Annotated in this window: 11 protein-coding genes; 4 read left to right on the top strand and 7 right to left on the bottom strand. The window is 61.2% G+C overall.

All coding sequences use genetic code 11. The annotated features are described in order from the left end of the window. The first annotated feature begins 221 nt into the window (after positions 1–221). From pepF to H7B90_RS21180, 3 genes are all read left to right on the top strand, one after another. Positions 222–2,021, top strand: coding sequence for an oligoendopeptidase F (pepF, locus tag H7B90_RS21190; RefSeq protein WP_185137903.1), 1,800 nt, complete (start codon positions 222–224; stop codon positions 2,019–2,021). Between the two features lie 204 nt (positions 2,022–2,225). Then, positions 2,226–3,344 carry an HD domain-containing phosphohydrolase gene (locus tag H7B90_RS21185; protein ID WP_185137902.1) on the top strand — a complete coding sequence of 373 codons (1,119 nt, stop codon included), beginning with the start codon at positions 2,226–2,228 and terminating at the stop codon, positions 3,342–3,344. 254 nt (positions 3,345–3,598) lie between these two features. Then, on the top strand, positions 3,599–4,831 hold the full coding sequence (locus H7B90_RS21180; RefSeq protein ID WP_185137901.1) for an aminopeptidase: 1,233 nt from the start codon (positions 3,599–3,601) through the stop codon (positions 4,829–4,831). A gap of 195 nt (positions 4,832–5,026) precedes the next feature. Here H7B90_RS21180 and H7B90_RS21175 read toward each other — a convergent pair whose 3' ends face one another. Then, a complete protein-coding gene (locus H7B90_RS21175) occupies positions 5,027–5,551 on the bottom strand; it encodes a DNA-deoxyinosine glycosylase (protein ID WP_185137900.1) in 525 nt (174 codons plus the stop codon). Between the two features lie 196 nt (positions 5,552–5,747). Here H7B90_RS21175 and H7B90_RS21170 point away from each other — a divergent pair, with 196 nt between their 5' ends. Then, positions 5,748–6,671, top strand: a complete 924-nt coding sequence (locus tag H7B90_RS21170; protein WP_185137899.1) for a copper amine oxidase N-terminal domain-containing protein — start codon at positions 5,748–5,750, stop codon at positions 6,669–6,671. Positions 6,672–6,756: 85 nt separating this feature from the next. On the opposite strand, the gene H7B90_RS21165 is transcribed toward H7B90_RS21170, so the two are convergent. The 6 genes from H7B90_RS21165 to H7B90_RS21140 all read right to left on the bottom strand — a co-directional run. Continuing rightward, entirely contained in the window at positions 6,757–7,587 is an 831-nt protein-coding gene (locus H7B90_RS21165) for a carbohydrate ABC transporter permease (protein WP_185137898.1), read from the bottom strand. Beyond that, positions 7,588–8,469, bottom strand: a complete 882-nt coding sequence (locus H7B90_RS21160) for a carbohydrate ABC transporter permease (protein ID WP_185137897.1) — start codon at positions 8,467–8,469, stop codon at positions 7,588–7,590. It lies immediately after the preceding gene. An 81-nt stretch (positions 8,470–8,550) separates the two neighbouring features. Beyond that, entirely contained in the window at positions 8,551–9,984 is a 1,434-nt protein-coding gene (locus H7B90_RS21155; protein ID WP_185137896.1) for an extracellular solute-binding protein, read from the bottom strand. 190 nt (positions 9,985–10,174) lie between these two features. After that, the gene (locus H7B90_RS21150; RefSeq protein ID WP_185137895.1) at positions 10,175–10,816 is read right to left on the bottom strand and encodes a fumarylacetoacetate hydrolase family protein; all 642 of its coding nucleotides are present in this window, start codon (positions 10,814–10,816) and stop codon (positions 10,175–10,177) included. Next, positions 10,813–11,571, bottom strand: a complete 759-nt coding sequence (locus tag H7B90_RS21145) for a glycerophosphodiester phosphodiesterase (RefSeq protein WP_185137894.1) — start codon at positions 11,569–11,571, stop codon at positions 10,813–10,815. The genes H7B90_RS21150 and H7B90_RS21145 overlap by 4 nt, the downstream gene beginning before the upstream one ends. Next, the coding region (locus H7B90_RS21140) for a CapA family protein (RefSeq protein ID WP_185137893.1) at positions 11,571–12,796 on the bottom strand (1,226 nt) is incomplete at its 5' end. The genes H7B90_RS21145 and H7B90_RS21140, both read right to left, overlap by 1 nt.

The following is a 12,796-nucleotide window of genomic DNA, read 5'->3' as shown; positions in this document are numbered from 1 at the left end:
AAGAAGCAAAGCCGGACATACTAGGAACGTCAACCCGATCCGACCGACCGGAGGTTCGTTCCATGAGATCGTATGTCCTGCCGTCCGCCGCCGCTCTGGCGGCGTTGTCTTTATGGTGTTCCGCCGCGGCTCCCCTCCCGGCGTCGGCGGCGGCCTCAAGCTCCGCCGCCCATGGGAAGAGCGGCCGCGATATCATATCCACGAGGAGGTTCTCCGAGTCCATGAACCAAGTACCGAAACGCAGCGAAGCGCCGGCGGAATACCGCTGGAAGCTGGAGGATTTGTTCGCAAGTGAAGCGCAATGGGATGCCGAATACGCCAAAGTGCGCGAGCAGATCGGGGAGATCGGCAAGTTCGAGGGCAAGCTGAGCGATGCCGCCGCGATCGCCGAGTGCTTCAAGCTCGAGGACGAGTTGTCGCTGGCGACGGAACGCCTCTACGTGTACGCGAACATGCGCCATCACGAGGACATGGCCGAAGGCAAATACCAGGCGCTGTCGGAGAAGGCGAAGAAGCTGAGCGTCGAAGTGAACGAGGCTCTCTCGTTCATCACGCCCGAGATTCTGTCCCTGTCCGAGGAGAAGCTGGCCGCGCTGACGGAAGACCCTTCCCTGCCGGCTACATACAAGAGGACGCTGCGGGAGATGCTTCGCGAGAAGCCCCATACCCTGTCCAAGAACGAAGAGTCCCTGCTCGCCCAGGTCGGCAACGTGTCGCAGGCTCCGAGCACGATCTTCGGCATGATGAACAACGCGGACATGAAGTTCCCGAAGGTCAAGAACGAGAAGGGCGAAGAGGTCGAGCTGACCCACGGCCGCTACATCCAGTTCCTCGAGAGCCGCAATCGCGACGTGAGAAAAGAAGCGTTCAAAGCCGTCTACGAGACGTACGGCAAATGGCGCAATACGCTGGCCGCGACGCTGAACGCCAACGTGACCAAGAACCTTTTCTACGCGAATGCCCGTCATTACCCGTCCGCCCTCGAGATGTCGCTGTTCGGCGACAACATTCCCGTGAGCGTGTACGACAACCTGATCTCCACCGTCCATGAGCATCTTCCCCTCATGCACCGCTACATGGCGCTGCGCAAGAAGCTGCTGAAGGTCGACGAACTTCATATGTACGATCTGTTCGCTCCGCTCGTCGAGGAGTTCGACATGGAGATTCCGTACGACGAAGCGAAGAAAATCGTGTTCGACAGCCTGGCGCCGCTCGGCGACGGCTACCGCAAAGTGCTGCAAAGCGGCTTCGACGAAGGCTGGATCGACGTCTACGAGAACGAAGGCAAGCGCAGCGGGGCATACAGCTGGGGCGCGTACGGCACCCATCCTTACGTTCTGCTGAACCACAAGGACAATCTGAACAGCATGTTCACGCTCGCCCACGAGATGGGTCACGCCCTGCACTCCTACTACTCGGACGAGAACAACGAGTACCGGAACGCGCAGTACACCATCTTCCTGGCGGAGGTCGCTTCGACCTTGAACGAGGCGCTGCTCATGAATTACCTTCTGGACAAGTCGACCGACCCGAAGGAGAAGATGTACCTTCTCACCTACTACGCCGATCAGTTCCGGACGACCGTCTTCCGGCAGACGATGTTCGCCGAGTTCGAGAAGATCGTGCACGGGAAGGCGGAGAGCGGCGAGGCCCTCACTCCGAACGAGCTGTGCCAGATCTACTACGACCTGAACGTCAAATATTACGGCGACGGCATGGAAGTCGACAAGGACATCGAGATGGAATGGGCTCGCATCCCCCATTTCTACACGAGCTTCTACGTGTACAAATACGCGACGGGCTTCTCCGCCGCGACGAGCTTCGCGAAGCAGATCCTCGACGAGGGCCAGCCGGCGGTCGACCGCTACCTCGGCTTCCTGAAGAGCGGCGGCAGCGACTACTCCATCAATATTCTGAAGAAGGCGGGAGTCGACATGTCGAGTCCGGAGCCGATCGCCCAAGCGATGAGCGTCTTCGAAGGATTGATCGAAGAGATGGAGAAGCTGACGGAAGGTCGCTGATTATTCGAAGATCGAACGAACTTGCGCACGTTGCCCGACGGGATGGAATCCGCTCCGGATTCCGCCGTCGGGCCTTTTAATTTGGACATTCGGGTAGGCATAAAGGTTCAATTTGGGTACTAGGTTACAGAAAATATACAGGAACGGCAGGATTCGACCACTTTCGCCTCGAATAGGTAGTTCGATGGATCGAAGGAGTGGTGGATGTTGTTGAAGACGGACCTGACCTCGGAGCAGCTGCTCGCGGTCATATTCGATTATATGGCCAAAATCTCCAGCGAATCGAAGCTGGACCGGGTGCTGGTGCTGATGGCCAACATGGGCCGGGAGATGATCGTGGCGGACCGGTGCACCGTCTGGCTCATCGACGAAGCGAAGCAGGAGCTGTACACGACCGTGGCGCACGGGGTGAAGGAGATCCGGATTCCCGCGGGGACCGGCCTCGTCGGCCACGCGATCGCCGCCGGCGAACCGATCATCATCGAGGACGCCTACGACGATCCGCGACATAACTCCGACAACGACAAGAAGACGGGCTACGTCACCAAATCCATCATTACGATCCCGTTCCGCAACAACGACGGACAGATTATCGGAGCCTATCAAGCTATCAATAAAATGACCGAAGCCGGCAAGTTCGCCCCCAAGGACATGGAGCTGCTGTCGCTCGCCGCCTCCTACGCCGGCAAGTCGCTCGAATCCGTCATGCTGCACCAGGAGATCGTCGACACGCAGCGCGAGATCATCGCGACGATGGGCGAGATCGGCGAGATCCGGTCCAAGGAGACGGCCAATCACGTCAAGCGGGTCGCCGAATATTCGTACGTGCTCGCGCTCGGGCTCGGGTTGTCCCGGCACGACGCCGAGGTGCTGCGCACCGTCTCCCCGATGCACGACATCGGCAAGGTGGCCATCCCCGACTCCGTGCTGAACAAGCCCGGCAAGCTGACGGACGAGGAATACGAGATTATCAAATCGCATACGAAGATCGGCCACCAGCTTCTGCGCGGCTCGCGCCGGGAGCTTCTGAGCGCGGCTGCGATCGTCGCCGAGCAGCATCACGAGAAGTGGGACGGCGGCGGCTACCCGAACGGCCTGAAGGGCGAGGAGATCCACATCTTCGGCCGGATTACCGCCGTCGCCGACGTATTCGACGCGCTGAGCGCGGAACGGGTCTACAAGGCGGCCTGGCCGCTCGAGAAGATCGAGAAGCTGTTCCGCGAAGAGCGCGGGCGGCACTTCGACCCGGCCGTCGTGGACGTGTTCTTCGCGGAGCTGCCCAAGCTGCTGCAGATTCGGGACGAGCTGACGGACAAAGAGTAAGAAGCCGAACGTTTGCGGGCAATTTGCTCCGCTGTAACCCGATAAAGTCGGGTTACAGGAGCTTCGCTCGCGCCTATTGCGGCCGTAACCCGATTATGTCGGGTTACGGCCTTTTTAGCGCGTCTTCGCGCCGACCGAAGCGAACCGCCCCGCAATGGGAAATCCGCGAATTGGGTGATCTCCCCATCCGTATGCTATAGTAAGAGAAGTGACCAACCGGGAGCCGCTCCCGCACGCAAGGAGGAAGATGAATCATGATCAGCCATCAACAAAAGCTGGAGCGTTACGCCGACCTTATCGTTAACGTCGGCCTTCAATTGCAGAAAGGCCAGAAGCTGGTCGTCAACGCCTCGACCGATTCGGTCGAGCTTGTGCGGGCCATCGCCCGCAAAGGCTACGAAGCCGGCGCTTACCTGGTCAAGGTAAACTGGAACGACGATGCGATCGCCCGCCTGCGGTACGATCACGCCGACGACGCCGCGTTCCTGGAGGAGCCCAAGTGGTATGCGGGAGAGATGATCGAACTGGCGGAGAACAACGCCGCCGTCGTCAGCGTCGTCTCTTCGGATCCGGATCTCCTGAAGGGAGTTCCCCAGGATCGGATCGTGAACCACCAGAAGACGTTCGGCAAAGCGATGCACAAGTATCGCCAATACTCGCAGGCGAACAAGTTCAGCTGGTGCGTCGTCGCGGCTCCCTCGCCCGCATGGGCCGCCAAGGTGTTCCCCGACTTGCCGCAGGAAGAGGCCGTCGCCAAGCTGTGGGACTCCATCTTCCGCACCGTGCGCGTCGACCGCGACGATCCCGTCGCCGCTTGGGAGGAGCATATCCGCACGCTGAACCAGAAGGCGGACTACCTCAACTCGAAGCAATATAAGCGCCTGCACTACGTCGCGCCGGGCACGGACCTGACCGTCGGCCTGCCGGAGGGCCATATCTGGGTGGCGGCCGACAGCGTCAACGAGGCCGGCACGCCGTTCGTGGCCAACATGCCGACCGAGGAAGTGTTCACCGCCCCTCTCGCCACCGACGTGAACGGCCATGTGTCCAGCACGAAGCCGCTCAGCTACGGCGGCAATCTGATCGACAACTTCACGCTCACCTTCGAGAACGGGCGCATCGTAGGCGTGTCCGCGGAGACCGGCGAGGACTCGTTGAAGAATCTGGTTGAGATGGACGAAGGCTCCCATTACCTCGGCGAGGTCGCTCTCGTGCCTCACTACTCGCCGATCTCGGAGTCCGGCATTCTGTATTACAACACGTTGTTCGACGAGAACGCCTCGAACCACTTCGCCATCGGCAGCGCCTACGCGTTCTGCCTGCAAGGCGGCACGAGCCTGTCGCAGGAGGAGTTGAAGGAGCGCGGGCTGAACACGAGCATCACCCACGTCGACTTCATGGTCGGCTCGGCCGAGATGGACATCTTCGGCATTACCGCCGACGGCAAGGAAGAGCAGATCTTCCGCCAAGGCAACTGGGCGATCTGATCCCCGGGCAGCGAATCCTAAAAAAGGCCCTTCCGGCTCCGCAACGAACGAGTCGTCCGTTCCGGGAGCCTGGAAGGGCTTTTTGCGCGTACAACTTACGTTATATCCGTCAAATGGGACCGATTCTTCCGTTGCCGCGGTCCGTTGGCCTTATCACGCCATACGGCCCGCTTCTCATCCGTTCCCCGCCCGGCTTCAGTCCAGATACGGGCCGAGAATGTCGCGCCACGCCCGGAGCCGGTCGTCGAAGCCGCGGTATGCCGGCGTCGGCACCGGGCTGGACGATGGGAGCCGGAGAACCGTCCGCTCCACGAGCTCCGGGAGGCCGCCGAACCGCTTGAGCAGCTCCGAATGCGACTTGCCGCCGTTGCAGGCGATGACCCGGATGTTCGGATACCGGCGCAGCAGGCCCGGGATGTCGTTGGGAACGGCGTCCTTGATGTCGCTGTCGAGGCTCCCCTTGCGCACGCACGAGGCGTACACGTCCCAGAGCGCGACGCCGTGCCGGCGGGCGAAGGCGAGCCGGTCCTCGTACCGCTCGTCGGGCTCCGCCCCGGGAGCCAGAAGCGCGTACAGCAGCCTCCACATGTAGTTGCGCGGATTGCCGTAATATTGATGAGCCTGCAAGGAAGCGACGCCCGGCATGCTGCCCAGCAGAACGATCCGGGAATTCCCGTCCGCGAAGGGCGGGAACGATTCGACCCTCGGAGAACTGTTCATGTTGGCCGCTTCTCCTTCGTTGTATCGTTCCGACTATTGTCTCACCGGCCCGTCCCGGGCGCAACTCCGCCCCGCCAACGGCTTCGCCATAATATTTTTTTCATCTCGCGCATAAATAACGGTTACATTTCATCTTCTTCTGTGTAATTGAACCATTAGAAAAACCTAATGATCCGATCCAGGGAGGATGAACCGAATGAACAAATGGCAGAAATCGATCCTGAGCCTCACGATTGCGGTCGGTATGCTGAGCGCCGGCGCGCCGGCCGCAGCCGCCGCCCAGCCGGCGGCCGCCCCGAAGCCGTCCGTGCATATCTACATCGACGGCAACCATCAAGAAGAGGTATTGTTCTACCAATCCCGCTCTTATATTCCTCTGACCGCCTTCGAAGACAAGAACCGCGTCAAATACGGCTACGACGCCAAATCCGGCACGATCGTCATCTGGCGAACGGTGAGCGGCACGAAGATTCAGCTGAAGCCCGGTTCGAAGCAGGCGGTCGTGAACGGCAAGAAAGTCTCCCTGGATCTGCCGGTCCTCACCATCAAAGGGCGCACCTTCGTGCCGCTACAATTCCTGACCCGCTTCCTCGGGGCCGAGCTGGAGTACGGCGAACGCTCGAACGAAGTGATCCTTCGCACGACGAACGGGCAGAACAATTACAACCTGCTTCGCGTCGGCCACCTGGCGGACGCCCGCAGCGTAGCCGTCGGGCTGCCTCTCGTCTACGAGAACGGCCAGCTCGTCTCCAAGGCCGAAGGGACGCTCGTCACCTATACGTTCCCCGAGGGAGAAGCGCTGCGTTATATCGTCGAACATAAAGGCCTGAAGCAATACGTCGTCATCGGCCGAGACGGCATCGCCCGAGTCAAATGGCAGAAGGACACCTTCTCGACGAACGAGCTCGGAACGCCGCCCGCCGACTTCGGCCCCTCCTATTACTACAGCTTCGACGTGCGAGAGCCGGACAAAATCACGTACGGCAGCGTAAGCAGCTCCGTCTCGGGGCAGAAGAACGACATGGAGACGTACTATGTAGGCGAAGACAACTTCAAGACGGGCCTGATCTTCGAGAAGATTCCGAAGGAAGAACGCAAGGACGGCATCGCCGACGAATAGAAAGCCGACAGCAAAAGGAGCCGACTCGCCGCCGGCTCCTTCTTCGCGCGGGCCGCGTTCGACGGCCCGTCCTTTCTGCTTTTTTTTACCCCTTAATACTGCCGGCGGTCAGCCCCTCGATGATCTTCCGCTGCAAGAATGCGTACATGACGAGAACCGGCAGGACGCTGAAGACGATGCCCGTGCAGACGAGCGCGTAATTGAGCTGGAACGCGTCGCGGAACTGGACCATTCCCGAAGGGAGCGTGCGGAGCGCGTCCTTGCTGATGAAGAAGAACGACAGCAGGTACTCGTTCCAGTTGCCCAGGAAGTTGACGATGAACACGGTCACGAGGGCCGGGACGGTCAGCGGCAGGATGATCCGGAAGAACATCCGGAAGACGCCCATGCCGTCGACGACGGCCGCCTCCTCGAGCTCGAACGGGATCGCCCTCATGAACGCGCAGATAAGCAGCACGCTGAAGGGGAGAGCCCCCGCCGTATACGGAAGGAACAGCGACCAGTGCGTGTCGAGGATGCCCAGCTTCTGGACGAGCAGGTACTGCGCGATGAACAGGACGTTGCCCGGAATGAGCATCCCGATCAGGACGAACTGATAGATCCACGAGCTCGCCCGGTTGAACCGCATGCGCGTCAAGGCGTACGCCGTCATCGCGGAGAGCAGCACGCCGGCGACGGCCGAAGTGAGAGCCAGGTACAGACTGTTGAAAAAGTAAACGTTGATCTTCGCCTTGATCCAGGCTTCCTTGTAGTTCCCGAACTCCCACGACTTCGGCAGCCCGAACGGGTGCAGCGCGATCTCCGTGTTGTTCTCCTTGAACGAAGAGAGCAGGACGAACAGGAACGGCACGAGAATGACGACGACGTAAGCCAGCATGACGACGTGCGGAATCGATCTGCGAATCGAGGCGGCCATCTAGTACTCCACCCTTTCCTGTCTTCTGACGATCAAGATCTGATAAAGGGCGGTCAAGATCAGCGCGAAAATGAAGATGATGATGGACAACGCCGTTCCGTAGCCGTAGTCGCCGTATTTGATGGCCTTGTTGACCATGTACGAGGCCATGACGTCCGTCGCGCCCGCCGGTCCCCCGCCCGTCATGACGAGCACGATGTCGACGACGCGCAGCGCGCCCGCGATGGAGAGCATGATGACGACGTTGATGATCGGCTTGATCAGAGGCACGGTCAAGTACCACGCCCGCTGGACGCCGGTCGCCCCGTCGATCATCGCGGCTTCGTCGATGTCCTTCGGAATCGCCAATATCGCCGCCAGAATGAGAACGATATAGAAGCCCATCCACTGCCAGGCGTTCGTGACGAGAATCGAGAACAACGCCCACTTCGTATCGGCCAGCCAGTAGATCGGATCGATACCGAATATTTTCAGAATATTGTTGAGCAGTCCCACGTCGGAATCGTAGATGTAGCCCCACAGAATCCCGATGACCGAGGTCGACAGGATGGACGGCATGAACACCGTCGTCTTGTAGAAGCCTTGGAACCGCTTGACGCTGCTGATCAAGAGCGAGAATACGATGATAAGCGGCACTTGAATGCAGCAGGAGAAAAGCAGAATGTACAGGTTGTTCAAGATCGAATTGCGAAAGTCTGCGTCCTTGAACGCGGCGACGAAATTATCGAATCCGATGAAGTCCTTCGTATCGAGACCGTTCCAATTCGTAAACCCGTAGAATACCGAAGTCAGCATGGGGTAGATGAAGAAAAGGAAGTAAAGTACAATCGTTGGAAGAACGAACAACATGTAGACATAGGGATTTTTCAGCGTGCTTCTCATAGTTCCTCCCCCGCCGTCGACCGAGATGGAGAGAGACACCGCCCGCGCTCCGGCGGACGATGCCTCCTCGGATCCGTTCGCTTATTTGGCCGCGGCTGCGTTCTCCGCGTCTTGGACTTTCTGGATGGCTTTGGCGACGTCCTCGGGTTTGGCCTTGCCCGCGATCAGCTTCTGCAGCTGCGTCTCGGTCTCGGTGTACACCTTGGATTGGACGACGGAGTCGAAGTGCGGGAACGTCGTTCCGGCTTTGCCCAGCACGTCGAGAACTTGCTTCACGAGCGGGTCGCTCACTTGGCCCACGCTCTCGTCGGACAGCTTCATCGAAGGCAGAACGCCGTCTTCGAGCAGGCCGCGAAGCTGCATCTCGTCGCTGTACAGGTTCTTGATGAACGCCTTGACCGCCTTCAGCTCGTTGTCGTTCAGATCGGACGAGAAGCCGTAGCCGTTCGCGTAGTTGGCGTTGACCGACGTCTGGTCGCCCTTGCCGTTCGGCACGGCCGGCAGAGCGACGAAGGCGACTTTGCCCGCGATCGCGGCGCCGACGGCTTCGTCCTTGAACGCGGACGAACGCCAGGAGCCGTCGAACATCATGCCGGCCTTGCCGGCGACGAAGTCGTTCAGCATGTCGGCGTATTCCTTGCCCAGCTCGCCCTTGGTGAAGTAGCCCTTCTTCTCCCAATCGGCGACGATCTGGTAAGCCGCGACGACGTCCGGGGAAGTCCACTTGGAAGCGCCGGTGATGAAGCCGGCGTTCGTGCCTTCGCCGGCGATGCGGCCGATCAGCGTGTTGACCAGCATGTTCGGAACCCAAGCGCCCTTGGAGCCGACGGCGAACGGGGTGATGTTGTTCTGCTTCAGCGTGTCGGCGGCCTTGACCAGGTCATCCCACGTAGTCGGAGGATTAAGCCCGTACTTCGCGAACAGGTCGGTGTTGTAGAAGATGCCTTCGGTGTTGCCGCCGATCGGCAGTCCGTAGACTTTGCCGTCCACGGAGAAGGTGTCGAGCACGTTCAGGAACTTGTCCTTCAGGCCCAGTTCGTCGATGATCGGGGTCAGGTCGAGCAGACGTCCCGCCTTGGCGTACTTCTGGGCGTCGCCGGCGCCGCCGAACAGGTCGAAGATCTTCGGAGGGTTGCCCGCGGCCATCTCGGCCGGCAGCTTCGTGAAGCGGTTGACGCTGTCTTCGACTCCGTCCAGCTCGAACTTCAGGCCGGGAACCTCGGCTTCCGTCTTCTTGACGACGTCGTCGAGAATCGCCTTGCGGAACTTCTGCGCTTCGCCGATCTGGATGTGGCGCAGGGAGACGGTGAAGTTCTCCACCTTCTCCGGAGAAGCCGATTCCGATGCGGAGGCGGAAGGCGATTCGCTCGGGCTCGCACTCGGGCTTGCGCTCGGGCTTGCGCTGGACGACGGGGAAGCGGAATTGCCGCCCTTCTCGCTGTCGCTTCCGCAAGCGGCCAGGAACGCGGACATGGCGACGGATAATGCCAGTACGGATACCAGTTTCTTTGTCACGTGAGACCCTCCTGATTGGTAGGTTCGTTGCTTACACCCTTATTGTAAGGCCGATCCCGGCTCCCGTAAGGGCCTCATTCCCCTAATCCAGGGATAAGATCGTCTTGCGGGACGAACGCCTATTCAACAAGCAAGCCCCCGGAAGCGCCGGCGACCGGCGCCCTCCCGGGGGCTTCTTGCATGGATGAGATTATGGGCGGAGCACGGCGGTCCCGCGACCGACTTCTTGTCCGCCGTATTGCAGAACGAGCTCGTCGGAGGAACGGAGAGCTCCGACTCCGGCGGGGGTGCCCGTGTAGATCAGGTCGCCCGCTCCGAGCCCGTATCTGGAATGGATGAAGGCGGCCAGCTCGGCGAAGCCGAACACCATGTCCTTGACGTTCCCGCGCTGGGCTTCCCGTCCGTTGATCAGGAGGGAGAAGTCCTTCGCGGCCAGCTCGGCGAGCCCCGGATAAGGGAGCCAGTTCCCGACCGCCGCGGAGTTGCGGAACCCCTTCGCCTCGAGCCAAGGGTACCCCTTGGCCTTCAGCCGGTCCTGAACGTCGCGCAGCGTCAAGTCGAGGCCGACCGTGAAGTGGGAGATCTGCTCGTCGAGCGGACGCTCCGGACGGAACGGCTCGGCGACGTAGAGCACGATCTCCGCTTCGTAATGGACCGCCCCGATCGAGCCCGGCAGGCCGACTTCCCCTTGCCAAGGGACGAGCGCGTGGGTCGGCTTCGTGAAGATCATCGGCGACTCGGGAACGGCGTTGCCGAGCTCGGCGGCATGAAGGCGATAGTTCCGTCCTACGCAGTAGATGTTGCGGATGTCTTGGGGAGAGAGGGCAGTCATCGGCAGATTCCTTCCTTCACGGCCGCCAGCCAGCGGTCCGGGTAGTTGGTGCAAATCTGGAACGGCTCCGGCATGGAGGCGAGCCGGGCGAGATCGGCGGGATGGTTGACGGTCCAGGCCATGACCCGGATGCCGGCCGCCTCCGTCTCTCTTAACAGCGATGCGCTGATCTGCTTATGATCGATCGATAAGAACGAGGCTTGCATCGATTGAAGCCTCTGGACGAGCCCCTTCGGCTTCTTGTCGGTAATGAGGCCGGTGCGGAGGTTCGGCGCCGACTCCTTCGCCCGTTCGATCAGGCGGCGGTCGAAGGACGTCAGAACGATCTCGTCGTCCATCCGGTAGGCCCGGATCAGCCCGGCGACGCGGCGGACGAGCAGCCCTCCGTCGAGAGCCCCCTCCTTCAGCTCGATGTTGAGCCGGCAGCGCCCTCTCGCGAACGCGAGCACCTGCTCGAGCATCGGAACGGGTTCGCCCGCGTACGTCGGATGGAACCAGCTCCCCGCGTCCAGGCGGGACAGCTGCTCCGCGGTCATGTCCCTGACTTTGCCCTTGCCGTTGGTCGTCCGGTTCAAGGTCGAATCGTGAATGACGACCGGCACTTCGTCCTTGCTCAGATGGACGTCCAGCTCGATCCATCGGACGGAAGGCTCGGTCAGGGCGAGGCGGAAGGCCGCCATCGTGTTCTCCGGGGCGCCGCCCGACCAGCCCCGATGGGCGACGCAAGGGTGGCTAAGCGCCTTGGCTGATTGCATTAAGGTTGCTCCTTCCCGACGCCGACCGAAGAGTCGGACGAGGAACCGGTTGAAGAACCGGATGAAGAACCGGTTGAGGAACCGGATGAGGAACCGGTTGAAGGTACGATGTTCCCCGCTTCGTCGACTTTGGCGGCGTACGACAATTCCGAGAGCTGCGCCAGCAGGGCCGCCCCGTCGGCCGGTTCCATCGGCGCCGGGCGCGCGTCCTTGGACAGCATCGGCTCGAAGCTCAGGCCGCAGGCTCCTCCCTTCTCGCAGCTCGCCTTCAGGACGCCCGTCTTCTGGGACTCCTCCCCCATCGTCGGGAAGACGAAGTTGCCCAGGCTGTAGGCGATCCATCTATTCTTGTAATATTCGAAGCCTTGCAGCACGTGCGGATGGCTTCCGATGACGAGGTCCGCGCCCGCGTCGATCAACGTGTGCCCGATTCTCGTCTGATCGTCCTCCGGCCGCTGCTCCAGCTCGTTGCCCCAATGCACCATGACGACGACGATGTCCGCGAGCGCCTTCGCGTCCTTGACCGCCGCGACCGCCCGGGTCGTGTCGTACACTTCGGCGACGCCGGGCTGGTTGCGGTCGGCCTTCCAGGACACGTCGGGAACGACGTGGGACAGCCCGATGAAGGCGACCCTCGTTCCGTCGTGCTCCAGAATCGCCGGCGTGAACGCTTCCTTGTCGTCGGCGCCGGATCCCATGTGCTGGAGCCCCTCGTCGTCGAGGTAATCCATCGTGTCGCTTAGGGCATCCCAGCCTTGATCCAGTGTATGATTGTTGGCCAGCGACAATACGTCGAAGCCCGCGTTCTTGACACCCTTCAAGTATTCCGGCTTCCCGACGTAGACGTACTTCTTGTCCTTCGCCGGCGTCCCTCTCTCGCTGATCGGAGTCTCCAGGTTGCCAGCGGCGATGTCCGCCGCCTGAATCGACGCCGACGAGCCTCCGAACGGGTAGTCGACGCCGAGCTTGTCGATGCGGGCCGCCACGCTCGCCGCGGGCAGAATGTCGCCGACGAACGCGAACGTCACGCGGCCGTCGCCGCTGCCGCTGCCGTTGCCGTTGGCCGCGCCTGAGCCTGTGCCGGCTTCGGCGTCCTCGCCGCCGTCCGGGGCGGCCGCCGGTTCGTCCTTCGGCTCGCCGGGCGGCGACGCTTCGTCGGACGGCGCAGGCTCGTCCGACGAAGCGGGCTCGTCTTCCGCCGAGGAATCTCCGCTCTCGGCGGAAG

It is taken from the genome of Cohnella xylanilytica (assembly GCF_014212175.1).
GTDB lineage: Bacteria > Bacillota > Bacilli > Paenibacillales > Paenibacillaceae > Cohnella > Cohnella xylanilytica.
The sequence above is the reverse complement of the archived record's forward strand: the minus strand, read 5'-3'. Positions and strand labels throughout refer to the sequence as shown.